Below are 18,971 nucleotides of genomic sequence, written 5' to 3'. Positions count from 1 at the left end.
GGGGAACATAAGCTATGTCTATGAAAATCAGTGAGAAAAAATTTAATGATCGCGTTGGTGATGGAATTCAAGATTCGTTTATGCGCGGAGCAGTATCTTCTGCACAAACGCGTTTATATACGAATCGCTTAAAAGCCGCAGATGAACTAGGAAACTGGGAAGAGTGGCGTGAACTAGGTGAACAAATTCGTCAACATACGTTAGAAAATCTTGATTATTACTTAATGCAGTTAAGTGAAAATGTATCAAAAAGAGGCGGACACGTGTACTTTGCGAAAACGAAAGAGGAAGCAGCAAAGTATATTCAAGACGTTGCAAAAAAGAAGCAGGCAAAAAAGATAGTAAAATCAAAGTCGATGGTAACAGAAGAAATCAGTATGAACCATGCGCTTGAAGAGATTGGCTGTGAAGTGTTAGAGAGTGACTTAGGAGAGTATATCTTGCAAGTAGATAACGATCCACCTTCACATATTATTGCACCTGCACTTCATAAAAATAGAACGCAAATTCGCGATGTATTTAAAGAAAAGCTAGGCTATGAAAATTCTGATGACCCGTATGAAATGACAAAGTTTGTTCGTAAACAACTTCGTGAGAAATTTATGGATGCAGAAATTGGTGTAACTGGTTGTAACTTTGCTGTTGCAAATACTGGCTCTCTTTGTTTAGTAACGAATGAAGGTAATGCAGATCTTGTTATGTCAATTCCTAAAACACAAATAGCGGTAATGGGTATGGAACGTATGGTTCCGACAATGGAAGAATTAGATGTTTTAGTTGGTTTACTATGTCGTAGTGCAGTAGGTCAAAAATTAACAAGTTATGTAACAGTAGCGGGGCCAATTCAAGAAGAAGAAGTTGATGGACCTGAAGAATTTCATTTAGTTGTTGTTGATAATGGTCGCTCTCAAATTCTTGGATCTGAATTCCGTTCAGTATTACAATGTATTCGTTGCGCTGCTTGTGTTAATGTATGTCCTGTATATCGTCACGTTGGTGGACATTCATATGGATCGATTTACTCAGGACCAATCGGTGCGGTATTAACACCGCTTCTAGGTGGATATGATGATTACAAAGAGCTTCCTTATGCATCTAGTTTATGCGGAGCATGTACAGAAGCTTGTCCAGTAAAAATTCCATTGCATGATTTATTATTAAAACATCGTCAAGTCATCGTTGAGCAAGAAGGTCGTGCACCACTTGCAGAAAAACTGGCTATGAAAATGTTTAGTATGGGTGCTTCTTCAGCTGCTTTATATAAAATGGGTTCAAAAATGGCACCAGTGGCAATGAGTCCATTTACATCTGGTAATCGTGTATCAAAAGGTGTTGGACCACTTAAAAACTGGACGGATATTCGTGAATTCCCAGCTCCAAGTAAAGAACGATTCCGTGATTGGTATAAAGATCATAAGAAAGGCGGGGATAAATAATGACAGGATTAATTCAAAACCGTGATGCCTTTCTAGATAACATTGCAAAAGAACTTGGGCGCGCGCGTAAAACAGAAGGTGTAGAGCGTCCAGTATGGAAAAGTAATGTGAATATAGAAACGTTAAAAGATTATTCACAAGAAGAATTACTAGAAGTGTTTAAAGAGCAATGTACAAACATTCATACAACTGTAGTAGAAACGACAAACGACCGTTTAGGTGAAGACCTTCAAAAAGTAATCATGGAAAACGGCGGGGGACCTATTTTATTATCAGCAGATGCGCGTTTTGATGCATATGGTTTAACATCTTTATTTAAAGAAGAACTTCCAAAACGAGATGTTGAAGTAAATGTATGGGATCCAGAGAGAAAAGACGAAAATATGCGTTTAGCTGAAAAAGCGAATATTGGTATTGCATTTAGTGATTATACATTAGCTGAATCTGGTACAATTGTTGTACAAAGTCATAAAGGTCAAGGGCGTTCTTTACACTTTTTACCGACTGTATATTTTGCTATTATTCCACGTGAAACACTTGTGCCTCGTATTACACAAGCAGTTCAGGATATGAACTCACGCGTAGAAAATGGGGAGACAGCGGCATCTTGTATTAACTTTATTACAGGGCCAAGTAACTCGGCTGACATCGAGATGAATCTTGTTGTCGGAGTACATGGACCATTAAAAGCAGTTTATTTCATCGTATAAAAGAGGGGAAAGCAGGCCAGGAAATGGCCTGCTTTTTAGTAGAATAAAGGATAATATGAAGTAGAAGTTCTCTCCTTTTTTTGCTATGTTTTTTGGGAAAGGAGAGGAAGGGATGTTCACTTATTTATATGCACTGTTAGCAGGGATGGTGTTTGGTTCTTTTTTTATGCTAGTTGCGATGAGGGTTCCATTAGGTGCTTCTATTATTACCCCGCGTTCACATTGTGATTATTGCAAATATGTGCTAAGGACAAAAGAACTAATCCCCATCATTTCATTTTATATACAAAGAGGCTGTTGTACGAATTGTAAGAGGAAAATTCCAATTATGTATGTAGCATTTGAATGTATAACAGGGGGTATATTTCTTCTTACAGTGTATATGATTGGAATAGAACGAGAGCTTATTATTATTTTATCCCTTTTTTCGCTGCTTCTTATTATTTCAGTTACAGATTACTTATATATGTTAATTCCTGATTGTATTTTAATTTCGTTTGCCTTTTTACTCATTCTCGAAAGTGTTTTTGTACAATTAGTTACTTGGACAGATAGTATAGCTGGTAGTGGTGTTATATTTATTTTGTTATATTGCATGCAAAAGATATATCCAGAAGGGCTTGGCGGAGGAGATATAAAACTACTTTCGTTACTTGGATTTATAGTAGGAGTGAAAGGAGTTTTTATCGTTTTATTTTTAGCATCTTGTTTTAGTCTTTGTTTTTTCGGGATTGGTATCGGATTAAAACGTATAGAAGTACGAAAGCCAATTCCATTTGGTCCTTTTATTAGTCTCGGGGCAATATGTTATGTATTGGCCGCATATTCAAATTAGAGAGGGAATCGAAAATGAACGTATATATGGATGATCAAAGAAGTTGCCCGTTCGGGTATGTGCCCGCAACTACAGTAGAATGTGCTTTGCAAATGGTTCGGGATTATGATGTGAATATTCTTTCTCTTGATTTTAATATGGGATGGGGAGCGAAAAATGGACTAGATTTTGTAGAAGCTTTTTGTACAGAGGGGTTATATGTAAATGAAATTCACTTTCATACGAATGATGTCATCGGTATGCACAAGATGAAACAGAGAATGGATAAGGGAAAGGAAGAAGGAGAAATTACTCCTCACCTTGTTATTAAATACGTGGGAAGCTAAAAACTCCAAAGTAAAACTTTGGAGTTTTTAATGTTTCATATGGGCTTGTAAAGGAATAATCTCTTCTTGTTGAGCTGTTGCGATTTCAGTTTCTTCCTGTTGAACTTCAGGCGTTTTCTTTGTTAAGTAGTGGTATACCATACCGACAAATACTGATCCGCCAATAATGTTACCAATTGTAACAGGAATTAAGTTATGAATAGCACCTGAAAAAGAAATTGTCTCAGGATGCGGTGAAACTAAAGATAAAGCAAAGAGTGATAAGTTTGCAATACTATGTTCGTAACCAGATAAGAAGAATGTGAAAACAAGTAGCATCATGACCATTATTTTTGCTGTGTCACCTTTAACCTGAGAAGGTAAGAAGCAAGCAAGACATACGAGCCAGTTACATAAAATGGCTTTAAAGAATAACTGCATCGTAGGTGTATTCATCTTTCCTTCAACGACTTTACTCATTAAGTGACCGTGATCAATTGCTTCAAAAATTCCAGTTGCGTAAAATAGTAAGGCAAAGAATAATGCGCCGGCTAAGTTACCTGCATAACAAGCAACCCAGTTACGAAGTGTATCAGAAATCGTTGTTTCTTTTCTTAAAGTTGCGACAGTAAAGTACATTGTGTTCCCAGTAAACAATTCAGCACCGCCATATATAATAAGTACGAGAGCAATCCCGAAAAACATAGAAGCGGCTAAATAAGTTGCTGGTGAATCTGCAATGTGAAAAAAGTTACCTAATTTAAAACATAGTACAATAATAAAACCGATATAAATACCAGCAAGTGCAGCACGAATGAAATATTGCATTGGGTTTGTATCTAGTATTTTCTTTTTGCTTTTAGCCAGTTTGACAACATAATCTAGTCCTTGTTCTAGCATGAGTAATACGCTCCTTTAGTAAATCTTCTATAAATACTCCTTATATGAATAAAGTACATGGAATTGTTCTTACTTTCAATAAGTTTGTGCAATGTTTCACAAAAAGGACATACATACATTAAGAAAACGTTTACAAAAGGTAGTATAATGGAATTTTTTCTGGACATTGCGAGGAAGAAAGGAAAAAGAAAAAGCGCTGTAATTACAGCGCTTTTTCGTCTAAATTCTTTTCCACTTTTACTTCTACTTCTTTTGAGAAGAACCAACCACCAACTGCGATTCCGACTAATACAATCCAGAATGTAAGCTTCCACGGAGTGGATTCTGGGAATGAATGTGGAATTACATTTAATGCAGGATGTGCTAATGTATAAACTGCTAGCTTCACACCAACCCAACCTACAATTAAGAATGCTGCAGTTTCAAGCCCTGGTTTACGTTTTAAGATTTGTACGAAAGCAGTTGCTGCAAATCGCATAATGATTAATCCGATAAGTCCACCTACAAAGATAACAACGAATTGCCCAGTATCAAGACTACCAATTGTACCTAGTCCTGTTTTTGGTAAAGTCATTGCTAGTGCAACAGCAGCTAAAATTGAATCAACTGCGAAGGCGATATCAGCAACCTCAACTTTAAATACAGTCCACCAAAAGTTCTCTTGTTTTTTCTTTGCTTCTTTTTCTTCAGTTTCTTCATCTGTATTCTTTTTAACATATGTTTTAAATAAGTGATTACCAGCGATAAACATAAGGTAGATGGCACCGATTGCTTGCACTTGCCATACATCGACTAAGAACGAAATCATAAATAACGATCCAAATCGGAAAACGAATGCCCCCGCTAATCCGTAAAATAGTGCTTTCTTTCGTTTTTCTTCTGGTAAATGTTTTACCATAATTGCAAGAACAAGAGCGTTATCAGCCGCTAAAATCCCTTCAAGTGCAATTAGGATGAGTAATACCCAACCATACTCCAATAATAATGATACATCCATGTACATTCTCCTCTCATCTCTATAACTTCTAAATAAGTGAAGAATTTCCCCACTATTTAGTTTCCCCATACTCCTGCCTATTAACTTTGGGAGAATCTGGAAATGAATGCAAAAAAGACCTCTGCCGTTAATAGGCAAAGGTCTTGCTAGACATATGTAATAAAAATGCCAACAAAGCCGGAAGAACTAAGTTCTACGTAATGACGACTTTGTTTCCAAGATATATTCTTGGACGCTACTCCCCTTTGGAGATATGTTATTGTATTCTCATTATATGGATAATTTATACGGTTGTCAACCTGTTAAAATATCTTCATTCGGATATTTTATTTTTCGGTTCTTTTTACGAGCAAATGAAAATGCCAATGTTAAAGGACCCATTTTCCCAAAAAACATCATAAAAATAATAATCGCTTTTCCAATTATAGTTAAGTGGGGTGTTAAGTTCATACTGAGGCCAACAGTCCCAAATGCTGAAAATACTTCGAAAGCACTCATCAATAGAGGAACTCGTTCAGTAATACTCAAAATTAAAATAGCAAAAAAGATAAATGAAATAGAAATAATAGTAATGGTTAATGATTTGACAATGAGAGTATCTTTAATGGATTTTTTAAATACGACAATATCTTCTTGTTGTTGTAAAAATTTAAATACGCCAAAAAATATGATTAAAAATGTTGTTAACTTAATCCCCCCACCCGTTGAAGCACTACCAGCACCAATAAACATAAGTAGCATCATTAATAGCAGGGAAGGTTTTGACAATGTAGAAATATCAACTGTATTAAAACCGGCAGTTCGCGTTGAAATTGCTTGGAAATAAGAGGCCATTCCTTCTTCAAATGGGGTAAACCCTCTCATAGAAAGGGAGTTATGGAACTCGAATATAAAAATAAAAAGGGTAGCAATAATGTTGATGATTAGAGTAGAAGAGAGCATAAGTTTTGAATGTAGTGTAAGGTTTTTAAAGTTTTTCTTTCTTTTTATGTCTACGATCACTGTAAAACCAATTCCACCTAAAATGATGAGAGAGGAAATGACGAAATTGACAATAATGCTATGAGAATGGGACATTAAATTATCGCTCCACACAGAAAAACCAGCATTGTTAAAGGCTGAGATTGAATGGAAAAAACTATAATAGATCCCTTTGGTAACCCCGTATTTTGGTACCCACTCAAAAGAAAGAATTAAAGTAGCGATACATTCGACTGTAAAAGAGAATAAAAATAATGCTTTGGCAAGACGGATGACGCCGCCTATATTCGTTTGATTTAATGCTTGTTGCAGTAAAATCCGATTTTGAAGACCGATTTTTCTTCCGAGCATAATCGCAATTAAGACAGCAAAGCTCATAATACCAAGCCCGCCAACTTGTATAAGCGTTAAAATGATACATTGTCCAAACAAAGTAAATACTTTTCCAGTGTCCACAACACCAAGCCCTGTAACCGTACAAGCAGAAACTGTTGTAAATAAAGCATCGAGCCATGAAATAGACGTTGTTGTAGCAATTGGAAGCTTTAATAAGCATGTACCTATAATTGATAACATGATAAAAGACAAAGTAAGAACGCGGGGAGGACTCATACGAATGTTAATCCGTTTCATGTTATATATCGTTCCTTTCTGTTTGCTCTTACTAGTATGTGAAAAAGTCCGATTATGTATGTGAAAAATAGAAAGAGGCAGAGAATATCTGCCTCTAAGCCATATGTTATATTATTATCCACGTAATTGTTGTTGAGCTAAAGAAACAAGACGTTTTGTTACTTCACCGCCAACTGATCCGTTAGAACGAGATGCTGTATTAGACCCTAAGCTTACGCCGAATTCTTGTGCAATTTCATATTTAAATTGATCAAGTGCTTGTTCAGCACCTGGAACTAGTAATTTGTTTGTTTTTGCCATGATGATACACATCCTTATGAGTAATCCAGTCCAGATAAGTACTTATCTGAATTGGTACTGTTATTTTATGTGGAACCGGCGTGCTCATACGCGGAAGTAATCGGTGTGATTAGAAGTTATTGGATAGAAAAAAGAGTAGCAAATTTGCTACTCTTTTTTTAGTATTGTCGCTGTACCTTCCACGACAATATCATCCGATTGATTATATATATTTGTTTGCAACGTAATGATTTTTTTATCGTCACGCTTCTTAATAACCTCTGCCACAACGCGAAGTGTATCACCGATTTTGACAGGGGCACGGAATGAAACATTTTGGGATAAATAAATCGTATTTTTGCCTGGGAGTTTCGTTCCAAGGATGGTAGAAATAAAACTCGAAACGAGCATACCATGGGCAATACGTTCTTTAAACATTGTCGTTTTCGCAAAAGAATCTAAAATGTGAATAGGATTCACATCTCCAGTCAATTTTGCAAAATTGATAACATCTTCATCTGTAATTGTTTTTGTAAGGGATGCTTGATCACCGACTTGAATCTCATCATAGCGAAGCTCCGGAACAGTTTGTGCTTCTTGAAATGGATTCATTTTGTCCTCCTTCTTTTCCATATCGAAAAATGTTAGCCATCTTGATGTAGTAGGAGGAAGAAAGAGTTTTGTTTGTGCTGCGGTTAGCTCCCACATTTTTCTTACTTGATGGAAGTAAATAGATTTTTTGAGTTTTCCTCGAACTTTTTTGCGAGTTCCAACTGTTTTGACTTGAACTCTTCCAAAAAACCCTCTAACTGTTTTTGAGCCTCTTCACGTTGTAATTGTTGTTGTTCAATAAATTGTTTTGTTGTTTCTTCAAATTGACCGCTTGTTTGTGTAAGAATTGACAAAGAAGTTTTTGTAGGAGAAACGGTAAGCTGATGCATATGAGCAGAAAGTTCTTTCCATTTGTCTTGCCACTCGTTAATTTGATCATTTAAGGAGTTTCCAGTTAATTGTTTCACGTAATCTGTATATTGGTTATTGAACTGAGCAGTGAGTTGTTGTAGTTCTTTTTCTAGTTCATCTACTCCTGATGTTAACTTATGCAAAGCGTCTTGTTGTTGTTTTAATGTTTCTAAAGTAAGTTGCTCTAACTGTTTCCCAGCTGAAGAGAAAAGGGAAAGTGATTGAGACCAGTTTTTCCAAAATGCATCGACTAATTCGTATGGTTTAGTTTCCATTGTTTGACCCCCAAATGTTTTTTTGCATATTGTGAACGCAGATTACTCTGCTGTACCACCAGGTGAAGATGAAGAATCCTTTTCATCCTTTTCTGGAGAAGTAGAAAATGGAAAGAATGCATTGGTGTATAACGTGAAAAACGTTCGCAACATATTTTGATAATGTTCAAAAGAAGTCGCACATGTTGTTAAATATTGCTCTCCATATTCAGTTAAAGAATAAATTCTTTTTGCTGGCCCTCCATCGCTTGTATCCCAAGTAGAAGAAATAAGGTTTTCTTTTTCTAACTTGCGTAGTGTTCTATAAACATTACCTTGGTCAACAGAAGAAAAGCCGATATCCATTAGCATTTGAATAAGTTTGTAACCATGAAGACTCCAGTCTTTTAGACAGAGAAGTAAGAAGGGAACTAAGAAGTTTTTTGGCATGGAGTTTGGTTGTTTCGCTTGGTTGCTCTCCAAACTTTCGCGTTGTTCTGGTTCATTTTGTAGCATGATTGTGCATCACCTCATGAATCAGTTAGATGGAATTTTTTGCTTATAAGTGCAATTTACACCTATCTGTTTTTAAAGTCAACACATTTGTTAGAAAATAGAAAAAAATAAAATATAGACTTGAAGTTTTATTCAGAATATTAGAAAATAGTGAATAGGTTGAATTGTTTCAAAAACGAAAAAAGGAGTGTAGGTAAAGTGATTGATCAAAAATTCGATCCACTACAAGCATGGAAAAATGCTTATGAACAAACCGAAACATTTTGGGGAAAAGCGCTCAATGAAACAATTAAAACAGAAGAATATTCTGCTTGGATGGGCAGCGTTCTAGATTTGAATTTGTTTTATCAAAAAGCATTAAATGATACGACAAAAAACTATTTAGAACAAGTAAATGTGCCGACGAAAGAGGATATCGCAAGAGTGGCTACGCTTGTTATTAACTTAGAAAATAAAGTAGATAACATTGAGGAGTTTCTAGAGGAGAAAGTAGATTCTTTAGGACAAGCTCCTACATTAAAGCGTGATGTGACGAAAGTAAAACAAGATATTCGTACGCTTGAAACAAAAGTAGATCAAATTTTAGAATTGCTAGAAAAGCAAAATGCAGTACTAGCTAAACTACAAGTACCTGTAAAAGAAGAGGTAAAGCCTGCGAATAAACCAGAAAATAAAAAATGATAAAAGCGCTTGTTTATAACATGTAAAAGAGAGAGGGAGAATCTCTTTTCGTGTATAAACAGCGAAACATAATTATATATGGACTCTATAGTATGAGTACCAAAATGATTCATAACAATCGTTCACAAATTCATTTAAGGGGGAAAAGAAATGGTTCAATTAAATGGAAAAGTAGCAATCGTAACAGGTGGAGCAAAAGGAATTGGAAAAGCAATTACAGTAGCATTAGCACAAGAGGGAGCGAAAGTAGTTATTAACTATAATAGCAGTAAAGAAGCAGCTGAAAATTTAGTAAATGAATTAGGAAAAGACGGACATGACGTTTATGCAGTGCAAGCGGATGTTTCTAAAGTAGAAGATGCAAACCGACTTGTAGAAGAAGCTGTGAATCATTTTGGTAAAGTTGATATTCTTGTTAATAATGCTGGTATTACAAGAGATCGTACATTCAAAAAGTTAAATCGTGAAGATTGGGAGCGCGTAATTGACGTGAATTTAAGTAGCGTATTTAATACGACAAGCGCGGTTCTTCCATACATAACGGAAGCAGAAGAAGGAAGAATTATTAGCATTTCTTCTATTATTGGTCAAGCAGGTGGATTTGGCCAAACAAACTACTCAGCAGCAAAAGCGGGTATGTTAGGATTTACAAAATCATTAGCGTTAGAACTTGCAAAAACAAATGTCACTGTAAACGCTATTTGCCCAGGATTTATTGATACTGAAATGGTAGCAGAAGTACCAGAAGAAGTACGTCAAAAAATCGTTGCAAAAATCCCGAAAAAACGTTTTGGTCAAGCTGATGAAATTGCAAAAGGTGTAGTATACCTATGCCGTGACGGTGCGTATATCACAGGTCAACAATTAAACATTAACGGCGGATTATATATGTAATGAAGTAAGAAAAAAGTGCATATCCATAGCAGGAATGCACTTCTTTTTTTAGAAGGAAATCGACCAAAAAGGAGATAGAAAAATGACTACATTCGCAACAGAATGGGAAAAGCAATTAGAGCTATACCCAGAAGAGTACCGAAAAGCATACCGCCGAGTGAAAAGGGCGAGTGAAATTTTATTACGTGAACCAGAGCCGCAAGTCGGTTTAACGCCGAAAGAGGTTATTTGGACGAAGAATAAGACGAAGCTTTATCGCTACATTCCAAAACAAGAAAAAACACAGAGAGTTCCAATTCTATTAATATATGCTCTTATTAATAAACCATATATTATGGATTTAACTCCTGGAAATAGTTTAGTGGAATATCTAGTGGATCGTGGTTTTGATGTGTATATGCTTGATTGGGGCACATTTGGTTTAGAAGATAGTCATTTGAAATTTGATGATTTTGTGTTTGATTATATTGCAAAAGCAGTAAAAAAAGTAATGCGAACTGCAAAATCGGACGAGATTTCTTTACTTGGTTATTGCATGGGTGGAACGCTAACTTCTATTTATGCAGCACTTCATCCGCACATGCCAATTCGTAATTTAATTTTCATGACAAGTCCTTTTGATTTCTCTGAAACAGGATTGTATGGCCCTTTATTAGATGAGAAATACTTCAATTTAGATAAAGCGGTTGATACATTTGGAAATATTCCGCCAGAAATGATTGATTTCGGAAACAAAATGTTAAAGCCAATTACGAACTTTGTTGGTCCATATGTTGCTTTAGTAGATCGTTCAGAGAATGAGCGCTTCGTCGAAAGCTGGAGATTGGTTCAAAAGTGGGTTGGTGATGGTATTCCGTTCCCAGGTGAATCATACAGACAGTGGATTCGTGATTTTTATCAAAATAATAAGTTGGTTAAGGGTGAACTCGTTATTCGCGGACAAAAGGTAGACCTTGCAAATATTAAGGCGAATGTCTTAAATATTTCCGGGAAACGTGATCATATCGCTTTGCCATGTCAAGTAGAAGCATTACTAGACCATATTTCTAGCACAGATAAACAATATGTATGTTTACCAACAGGGCATATGTCTATCGTTTACGGTGGAACAGCTGTAAAACAAACATATCCGACGATTGGAAATTGGCTTGAAGAGCGTTCTAATTAAAAATAAAAAAATCCAACTAGCCTATGTTAGTTGGATTTTTTTATGAAAAATAACAAAACATAGAAAGGAGAAATTTATATTTTAGGAGTATAATTATGAAACTTATGATGGGTAAGTTGTTTTGGAATACAGGAGTTTCTGTACCTTGTTATCCACTGTTAGAAAATGATATGATATGTGATGTGCTCGTAGTTGGAAGCGGCGAAGCCGGTGCTCATATAGCGCATTCGTTAGCGAAAATTGGCATGAGTGTTACACTTATTGAAAAAAGAGCAATTGCGTGTGGTAGCACAGCTGCTAATACAGGTTTACTACAATTTCTTCATGATAAATCGTTAACCTCTCTTATCCATACATTTGGTAAAGAAAAAGGGGTACGAGCATATAAGCTTTGTTATGAAGCGCTAAGAACAATGGAAGCGGTTATACCGACTCTTGATATTAATCCCCATTTTATTCCGCGAAATAGTTTATATTATGCAAGTAAAAGTGAGGATGTCTCATTTTTACAAGAGGAATATAATACGTTACAGAATTATGGATTTCCAGTTGAATATTTTACAGAAGCTGATATTAAGAAACGTTATTCTTTTGCAAAACAAGCAGCGTTATATACGCAAGGTGATGCTGAGGTGAATCCGTATTTACTAGCGTATAGTTTTTTGCATAAAGCAAACCAAATGGGAGCTAATATATATGAACATACAGAGGCAATACATATAAAAAAACGCAAAAATGATTTAATTTGTTACACGAAAACAGGAAATCAAATTGTAGCAAAGAATATTATTATGGCGACAGGTTATGAAGCGCTTTTTGGAAAGAAAGAAAAAAATACAACAGTAGACACCTCTTATGCAATTGTAACAAATGAAATAGATCAATTTGAAGGCTGGCATGAGCGATCGTTAATTTGGGAAACGGCACGGCCCTACTTATATTTTCGAACGTATCGAAACCGCATTATTGTAGGCGGATTAGATGAAGCGCTACAAATTCAAACAATTGGTGATACGAAATTATTGCATAAGCGTGATATCCTTATTAATATTGTAAAAGAGATGTTCCCGCAGTATAAAAATATACAGGCAGACTACTATTGGGCAGCCGCATTTGGTGGTACTCATGATGGTCTCCCCATTTTAAAAGAAGACGAAAAGATACATAATTTGTTTTATGCATTGCCGTATGGAGGTAATGGAACTGTATATGGAATGGTCTTTGCCAAATTATTTGAGCAGTTATTTACAAATAAAGAAAGTAAAGATTTTTCTTTATTTAATCGATAGAAAAAAGGTAGCGAAGTGATGGAATGAGAGATATAAAAAAGTTTTTACAAAAATTACGTCCTGTACAACTCATCGTTTTGTTTTATTTATTAGCGGTAGTTGTATCGGTGATATTGCTTAGTTTACCGTTTGTTACGAAGCCTGGTGTGAAATGGACATTTATAGATGCGCTTTTTACATCGGTTAGTGCGGTAAGTGTTACGGGACTGTCTGTTATTACGATTTCAGATACGTTTACTACAGCAGGAATTATTGTTTTAGCCCTTATTTTACAATTAGGCGGCTTAGGAATTATGGCGCTTGGGACATTTGTTTGGATCATTACGGGGAAAAAGATTGGTTTGCAAAGAAGAAGATTAATTATGGCAGACCATAATCAAGGAAATTTATCGGGTCTCGTAGAATTGATGCGTTCTATTTTAATTGTAATTATTTCAATAGAACTTATTGGAGCAATCTTATTGGGGACAAGATTTTTACTTTACTTTCCGACTTGGCAAGAAGCTTATTTTCACGGTTTCTTTGCAGCTGTTAGTGCCACTACGAACGGCGGATTTGATTTAACAGGACAATCATTAATTCCGTATAAAAAAGATTATATTGTTCAAATGATTCATATGTTACTAATTATTTTAGGAGCGATTGGTTTCCCTGTGCTAATGGAAGTGAAACAATTCCTTAGTAAAAGGAGACAACAATTATTCCGTTTTTCATTATTTACAAAATTGACGACAACAACATTTTTTGCACTTGTTGTTGTTGGTACAATTATGATTTTTTTACTGGAGAGAAATCATTTTTTAGTAGGAAAGTCATGGCATGAAACTGTATTTTATACATTATTCCAATCTGTGACGACGCGAAGTGGTGGACTTGCAACAATGGATATACGTGAATTATCACAACCGACGCTTTTATTTATGAGTATATTAATGTTTATAGGGGCATCTCCAAGTTCGGTTGGGGGCGGAATACGTACAACTACATTTGCTGTTAGTATATTGTCACTATACACCTTTGCAAGGGGCGGTAGAACAGTTAGAGTCTTCAAACGTCAGCTACATGAAGAGGATGTACTGAAAGCATCTGTCGTTATGACGATGGGGATTTTGTTATGTGCTACTGCGCTATTCATTTTATCTATTACGGAAAATGTACCGCTTATGAGCTTAATTGTTGAAGTTTGTTCTGCTTTCGGAACGACGGGACTATCAACAGGTGTTACGCCTGATTTAACAACTGTTGGGAAACTTGTACTTATTGTGCTTATGTTTATCGGACGCGTTGGTATTTTAACATTTATTTTAGCTAGTGGTGGAAGGGAACAACCACCTCGCTATAAATACCCGAAAGAGCGGATTATTATTGGATAGTATGAAACCATTCTACCTACGTTAGGTAGAATGGTTTTTTAGTCGTTAATGCCAAATTGTGGATGCATAAAAGCTTCATTTTTATTATCCACTTCGTTTTTTAGTAACTCTTGATTTTCTTCTGAAATCCACCCAATATCATTTGTCGGATGGATCCACTCATCGCCAGCCATAATGGCAGGATCTACTTCATCACTCCAATTGTTAAGCGGACTGTTCTCGGAATTATATTTACTGTCTCCAATTACAACATTATATTGATTCACAAAAGGTTGTTGCATCGTTTTTCCTGTTCCTTTAAAAGATGGAAAATTCATTTGATGCGGGAGCGTTTCGTCTAAAATGGGTGATTGAATCTTTTCTTTTTTCTTCAAAATTATCGCTCCTTTTTATAATGATTTCTTCATATGTAGTATTTCCATCTAACGCCTCTTATGTACTTGTTAACACTTGCCAGTAATAATTATTTTAAGTTGTTTCAAACTAGAGTAGAAAGTGATTTCTTGAGAGCAGGTGAATGTATTGGTAAAAAGAAAAGTGAAACAAAATGCGGCAATCAATAATAATAAAACTCCGAAAGAAAGCTTACCAGATGCAGAATTTGCATTAGAGTATGAAGGAGAAAATAGCGCAAAGCATGCGAATCGTAATTCAAAAAAAGGGAAACAAAAATGAGGCGTTTTTTACAAACGCCTCATTTTTTTGTGGGATTATAAAGGTTTTTTTAATTATTTGTAAATTTAGTGTTTTCTATTAGCAGAAAAATGCGAAAAAACATAGAAGTAGCAACGTATTACACAAAAACAAACAACAAACAAAAGATTAATGTTGGTTTAATACTGCTTTTACACTAGTTGTTTATATTTGAGTTGTACATAAGATTTGTAAAAGGAGAGAGAAACAGTGAAAAAAACAATCTTTAAAGCTGTAGCGACTGGAATGGTATTTTCGTTATTAATGGGGTGTGGTGCAAAGAAGGAAGAAAGTGCTGGAGCGAAAGTGAAAGATGACAAATTATCTGGATCATTAACTGTTTACACAGCAATTGAAGAAGAGCTTGTACCAATTTATCTTGATTCCTTTAAAAAGAAATATCCTGATGTGAAATTGAACATTGTACGTGATTCAACAGGAGTTATTACTGCGAAATTACTAGCTGAAGGGAAAAATACACAAGCCGATGTTGTATGGGGAACTGCGGCATCAAGTCTATTAGCTTTAGATAAAAAAGATATGTTAAAAGGATACTCTCCAAAAGGAGCAGATCGTGTTCTTCCACAATTTAAAGATGATAAGCAACCTGAAAAATGGGTAGGAAATACTGCATTTATGACGGGGATTGCTGTAAATAAAGAAGAGTTAAAGAAGAAAAATTTACCGATGCCAGAATCATATGAAGATTTAACGAAACCAGAGTATAAAGGAACACTTGTTATGCCACATCCAGCATCATCTGGAACAGGATTTTTAACAGTTTCTGCATGGCTACAAATCATGGGTGAAGATAAAGGCTGGGATTACATGAAGAAACTTCATGATAATATGGCAAGTTATACGCATTCAGGATCAAAACCAGCAAAATTAGCAGGAGCGGGTGAATATCCAGTTGGCGTATCAATGGTTTATAGTGCTTTGAAAGAGAAACAAAAAGGTGCACCAGTTGAAGTTGTATTGCCGAAAGAAGGATTAGGTTGGGAAGTAGAAGCGAACGCACTTATTAAAAAAGATAATGCAAAAAATGAAAAATTAGCGCAAGCATTTTTAGATTGGGCGATTACTGATGATGTAATGAAGTTATACTTCGAGAAAAATGGATTTGCGACAATTAAAAATGATTATAAACTTCCAGATGGATTCCCTAAAGATGTAACAGAAAAGTTATACAAAAAGAATGACTTTAAGTGGGCAGCAGAAAATCGTGACAAAATTTTAGAAAAATGGGAAAAAGAGTTTGGCCAAAAAGCAGAACCGAAAAAGTAAGTGAGTGGGAGAGAGAAAAAATGAGCGAATATTTATCAATTCAACACATTCAAAAACAGTTTGATGTATTTACAGCGTTAAAAGATATTTCTTTTACTGTGAACAAAAATGAGTTTGTATGTTTATTAGGCCCAAGTGGTTGTGGGAAAACGACATTGCTTCGAATTTTAGCAGGGCTAGAAGAGGCAACAACAGGTAGTATAGCTGTGAATGGAAAAGATATTACAGCATTACCTCCTGGAAAGAGAAACTTCGGAATGGTGTTTCAATCGTATGCATTATTTCCGAATTTAACAGCACTTGAAAATATTGAATACGGCTTAAAGACAAAAAAATATGGAAAAGCAGAAGTAAAAGAGAAAGCGCTAGAGGCGTTAAAACTTGTAGATTTGCTGAATGTAAAAGATAAATATCCTGCTCAAATGTCTGGTGGACAACAGCAGCGAGTGGCACTTGCACGTGCGCTCGCTCTGTCTCCAGATATTTTGTTACTCGATGAGCCGTTATCTGCTTTAGATGCGAAAGTACGTGAAAAGTTACGTAGAGAAATGCGTGATTTGCAAGAGAAAGTAGGAGTAACAACTATTATGGTCACGCATGATCAAGAAGAGGCATTAACGATGGCTGATAAAATTGTTGTAATGAATCATGCGGAAATTATGCAGATTGGAACACCACAGGAGATTTATCAAAGACCAGCCAATCCGTTTGTGGCAGATTTTATTGGTTCTATTAATTTCTTTTCGAAAAATAACGAAGAGCATGCAATTCGTCCTGAACATGTAACAATTGTACAAAAGGACGGTATTAAAACAGTTGTGGAAAGTATGGAATTTCGTGGATCTGTATATCGAACGGAAGTGCGAGTCGTAGAAGAAAACACACACCTTTATAATGAGAAAATTGTAGTGGATATATTAGCATCAGAAGTAGCTGATATTAGAAAAGGAAAGCCGATTCAAATCTCTTTCTCAGAAAATCATATGTTGTCATATGGAAAGAAGGTCATTGTATAGATGGAGATGTTAGAAAACTACAAGGTAGAAAGTGCGAAAAAAAAGATTAAGAGAAGTATAGGGAAAGAGGAATGGATCCAAAGGCTTGTAATTATCGGTATGATTCTTTCCTTCCTTATCATACTTGTATTACCACTATTACAACTATTTACACAAGCTTTTTATAATAAAGATGGAGTTTTCATTGGTTTAGCGAATTTCAGTAAATATTTCACAACACCGACTTTAGTTCAGTCTTTACAAAATACGGTATGGATTTCGGGCGCAACAACAATTATTTCAGTTTCAATTGCATTCGTTTACGCATATGCAATTGCCCGTACGAATGTTTTTGGAAAGCGTGTATTTCAGTATGTAGCGTTATTACCATTGTTTGCACCAACGATGATGCACGGTATAGCACTTACATATTTATTTGGTAATCAAGGGCTAGTAACGAAAGGAATGTTTGGGTTATTTGAAGGTATACAAATCCCTTTATATGGACCAGTAGGAATTGTAATAGCTGAAGTTATGTATACATTTCCGCAAGCCTTTCTCATATTACTAATTGCCTTTCAAGGATCCGATTATCGTTTATATGAAGCTTCTAATATGCTAGGGGCGAGTAAAACAAAACAATTTTTCACGGTTACTTTACCTAGTGTAAAGTACGGATTAATTAGTGCAATGTTTGTTGTGTTTACACTTAGTTTCACTGATTTTGGGGCACCAAAAATTGTTGGTGGACAATATAATGTGCTTGCTACTGACGTATACAAACAAGTAATTGGACAGCAAAATATGTCGATGGGTGCAACAGTTGGAATGATTTTATTAATCCCAGCTATATTCGCATTTGCAGTTGATCGTATTACGCAAAGAAAGCAGGCGAATTTCTTATCTTCAAAAGCAGTACCATACAGAATAATAGCTAATAAGAAAAGAGATGTCATCTCATTCATATACTGTAGTGTGATTACATTTATGATCATTCTGTTATTTGTGGCAGTTGGTATTGCTGCAAGTGTGAAAGTATGGCCATATAATATGAGTTTTACATTTGAGCATTTTAATTTTTCGAGTTTAACAGGAGATGGACTTGAAGCATTTAAAAATAGCGTAATTGTTTCAGCAGTTACAGCAGTTATTGGGGCGATTTTAACATTTGTATTTGCATATGCAATTGAGAAAATAGACCAGCTACAATTCTTCCGAAAAACAGGTTACTTTTTCTCTATCGTTCCTTTAGCCATACCAGGTTTAGTACTCGGATTAGGATATGTCTTTTTCTTTAGTCAACCAACGATTCAAATTTTGGGACTATCAGTAACGAACCCGTTTCATTCTTTATACGGAACAATCGCTGTGTTAGTACTAGTAAATATCATTCATTTTTATTCTGTAACATTTGTCACGGCAACGACTGCTTTAAAGAAATTAGATCGAGAGTTTGAGCTTGTTTCACAGTCGATGGGTATTCCGTTTTATAAAACATTCTTTAGAGTAACGGTACCAATGTGTTTACCAGCAATTTTAGAAATGGTAATGTACTACTTCGTAAATTCAATGGTAACTGTATCGGCAGTTGTATTCCTATATGCAGCTGATTTTAAACTAGCTGCCGTATCAATCGTAAATATGGATGATGCAGGAAATGTGGCGCCAGCAGCTGCAATGAGTGTGCTTATTGTTGTTACAAATATTGTAGTAAGAGTTGTATATGAATGGGGAACGAAAGCACTTCGTAACCGAACTTCACAATGGCAAAAAAGATAAGTA

21 protein-coding genes and 1 riboswitch are annotated in these 18,971 nt (G+C 35.5%); of the genes, 13 read left to right on the top strand and 8 right to left on the bottom strand.

Annotation, left to right across the window (positions count from 1 at the left end; genetic code table 11):
* The first annotated feature begins 14 nt into the window (after nt 1-14).
* The 4 genes from ACS2CR_RS02875 (at nt 15) to ACS2CR_RS02860 (ending at nt 3,307) form a co-directional block, all read left to right on the top strand.
* On the top strand, nt 15-1,436 hold the full coding sequence (locus ACS2CR_RS02875; protein ID WP_053513369.1) for a LutB/LldF family L-lactate oxidation iron-sulfur protein: 1,422 nt from the start codon (nt 15-17) through the stop codon (nt 1,434-1,436).
* Nucleotides 1,436-2,146 (top strand): LutC/YkgG family protein, encoded by a 711-nt coding sequence (locus tag ACS2CR_RS02870; RefSeq protein WP_000147183.1) that lies wholly within the window; start codon nt 1,436-1,438, stop codon nt 2,144-2,146. Before ACS2CR_RS02875 ends, ACS2CR_RS02870 begins: the two co-directional genes overlap by 1 nt.
* Before the next feature lie 112 nt (nt 2,147-2,258).
* Nucleotides 2,259-2,981, top strand: coding sequence for a prepilin peptidase (locus ACS2CR_RS02865; protein WP_000495716.1), 723 nt, complete (start codon nt 2,259-2,261; stop codon nt 2,979-2,981).
* 14 nt (nt 2,982-2,995) lie between these two features.
* Nucleotides 2,996-3,307 carry a cyclic-phosphate processing receiver domain-containing protein gene (locus tag ACS2CR_RS02860; protein WP_001103760.1) on the top strand — a complete coding sequence of 104 codons (312 nt, stop codon included), beginning with the start codon at nt 2,996-2,998 and terminating at the stop codon, nt 3,305-3,307.
* A gap of 27 nt (nt 3,308-3,334) precedes the next feature.
* Here the strand turns inward: ACS2CR_RS02860 and ACS2CR_RS02855 are convergent, their stop codons facing one another.
* The 7 genes from ACS2CR_RS02855 to phaQ all read right to left on the bottom strand — a co-directional run bounded on the left by ACS2CR_RS02855 (nt 3,335) and on the right by phaQ (nt 8,809).
* The gene (locus tag ACS2CR_RS02855; RefSeq protein ID WP_000893027.1) at nt 3,335-4,186 is read right to left on the bottom strand and encodes a formate/nitrite transporter family protein; all 852 of its coding nucleotides are present in this window, start codon (nt 4,184-4,186) and stop codon (nt 3,335-3,337) included.
* 202 nt (nt 4,187-4,388) lie between these two features.
* Nucleotides 4,389-5,183: a TerC family protein gene (locus ACS2CR_RS02850; protein ID WP_000383326.1), complete on the bottom strand. Its 795-nt coding sequence runs from the start codon at nt 5,181-5,183 to the stop codon at nt 4,389-4,391.
* 82 nt (nt 5,184-5,265) lie between these two features.
* A riboswitch (yybP-ykoY riboswitch) is annotated at nt 5,266-5,439 on the bottom strand.
* Between the two features lie 38 nt (nt 5,440-5,477).
* The gene (locus ACS2CR_RS02845) at nt 5,478-6,797 is read right to left on the bottom strand and encodes a TrkH family potassium uptake protein (RefSeq protein WP_000822330.1); all 1,320 of its coding nucleotides are present in this window, start codon (nt 6,795-6,797) and stop codon (nt 5,478-5,480) included.
* 114 nt (nt 6,798-6,911) lie between these two features.
* Nucleotides 6,912-7,097, bottom strand: coding sequence for an alpha/beta-type small acid-soluble spore protein (locus tag ACS2CR_RS02840; protein ID WP_001140707.1), 186 nt, complete (start codon nt 7,095-7,097; stop codon nt 6,912-6,914).
* 147 nt (nt 7,098-7,244) lie between these two features.
* Nucleotides 7,245-7,688, bottom strand: a complete 444-nt coding sequence (locus ACS2CR_RS02835; RefSeq protein ID WP_001067916.1) for a MaoC family dehydratase — start codon at nt 7,686-7,688, stop codon at nt 7,245-7,247.
* A gap of 101 nt (nt 7,689-7,789) precedes the next feature.
* Nucleotides 7,790-8,314, bottom strand: a complete 525-nt coding sequence (gene phaP, locus ACS2CR_RS02830) for a polyhydroxyalkanoic acid inclusion protein PhaP (protein ID WP_000448594.1) — start codon at nt 8,312-8,314, stop codon at nt 7,790-7,792.
* A 42-nt stretch (nt 8,315-8,356) separates the two neighbouring features.
* Nucleotides 8,357-8,809, bottom strand: coding sequence for a poly-beta-hydroxybutyrate-responsive repressor (phaQ, locus tag ACS2CR_RS02825; RefSeq protein WP_000939955.1), 453 nt, complete (start codon nt 8,807-8,809; stop codon nt 8,357-8,359).
* Between the two features lie 198 nt (nt 8,810-9,007).
* Between phaQ and phaR the strand changes: the two genes are divergently transcribed.
* The 5 genes from phaR (at nt 9,008) to ACS2CR_RS02800 (ending at nt 14,214) form a co-directional block, all read left to right on the top strand.
* The gene (phaR, locus tag ACS2CR_RS02820; protein WP_000566942.1) at nt 9,008-9,490 is read left to right on the top strand and encodes a polyhydroxyalkanoic acid synthase subunit PhaR; all 483 of its coding nucleotides are present in this window, start codon (nt 9,008-9,010) and stop codon (nt 9,488-9,490) included.
* Between the two features lie 150 nt (nt 9,491-9,640).
* The gene (locus ACS2CR_RS02815; RefSeq protein ID WP_000250407.1) at nt 9,641-10,384 is read left to right on the top strand and encodes an acetoacetyl-CoA reductase; all 744 of its coding nucleotides are present in this window, start codon (nt 9,641-9,643) and stop codon (nt 10,382-10,384) included.
* Between the two features lie 82 nt (nt 10,385-10,466).
* Nucleotides 10,467-11,552, top strand: coding sequence for a class III poly(R)-hydroxyalkanoic acid synthase subunit PhaC (gene phaC, locus ACS2CR_RS02810; protein WP_000206336.1), 1,086 nt, complete (start codon nt 10,467-10,469; stop codon nt 11,550-11,552).
* A 95-nt stretch (nt 11,553-11,647) separates the two neighbouring features.
* The gene (locus ACS2CR_RS02805; RefSeq protein WP_048568817.1) at nt 11,648-12,841 is read left to right on the top strand and encodes an NAD(P)/FAD-dependent oxidoreductase; all 1,194 of its coding nucleotides are present in this window, start codon (nt 11,648-11,650) and stop codon (nt 12,839-12,841) included.
* 23 nt (nt 12,842-12,864) lie between these two features.
* Nucleotides 12,865-14,214: a TrkH family potassium uptake protein gene (locus ACS2CR_RS02800; RefSeq protein ID WP_001204707.1), complete on the top strand. Its 1,350-nt coding sequence runs from the start codon at nt 12,865-12,867 to the stop codon at nt 14,212-14,214.
* 38 nt (nt 14,215-14,252) lie between these two features.
* Here the strand turns inward: ACS2CR_RS02800 and ACS2CR_RS02795 are convergent, their stop codons facing one another.
* Nucleotides 14,253-14,588 (bottom strand): DUF3905 domain-containing protein, encoded by a 336-nt coding sequence (locus ACS2CR_RS02795; RefSeq protein ID WP_000726028.1) that lies wholly within the window; start codon nt 14,586-14,588, stop codon nt 14,253-14,255.
* A gap of 148 nt (nt 14,589-14,736) precedes the next feature.
* Here ACS2CR_RS02795 and ACS2CR_RS02790 point away from each other — a divergent pair, with 148 nt between their 5' ends.
* From ACS2CR_RS02790 to ACS2CR_RS02775, 4 genes are all read left to right on the top strand, one after another.
* Nucleotides 14,737-14,889: a hypothetical protein gene (locus tag ACS2CR_RS02790; RefSeq protein ID WP_053513465.1), complete on the top strand. Its 153-nt coding sequence runs from the start codon at nt 14,737-14,739 to the stop codon at nt 14,887-14,889.
* A 228-nt stretch (nt 14,890-15,117) separates the two neighbouring features.
* Entirely contained in the window at nt 15,118-16,194 is a 1,077-nt protein-coding gene (locus ACS2CR_RS02785; protein ID WP_000750895.1) for a putative 2-aminoethylphosphonate ABC transporter substrate-binding protein, read from the top strand.
* A gap of 20 nt (nt 16,195-16,214) precedes the next feature.
* A complete protein-coding gene (locus tag ACS2CR_RS02780) occupies nt 16,215-17,210 on the top strand; it encodes a putative 2-aminoethylphosphonate ABC transporter ATP-binding protein (protein WP_053513468.1) in 996 nt (331 codons plus the stop codon).
* On the top strand, nt 17,211-18,968 hold the full coding sequence (locus ACS2CR_RS02775; RefSeq protein WP_000425514.1) for a putative 2-aminoethylphosphonate ABC transporter permease subunit: 1,758 nt from the start codon (nt 17,211-17,213) through the stop codon (nt 18,966-18,968).
* Nucleotides 18,969-18,971 lie beyond the last annotated feature (3 nt).

The sequence above is a fragment of the Bacillus cereus group sp. BceL291 genome (assembly GCF_051776705.1).
GTDB classification, from domain to species: Bacteria; Bacillota; Bacilli; order Bacillales; family Bacillaceae_G; genus Bacillus_A; species Bacillus_A cereus.
The sequence above is the reverse complement of the archived record's forward strand: the minus strand, read 5'-3'. Positions and strand labels throughout refer to the sequence as shown.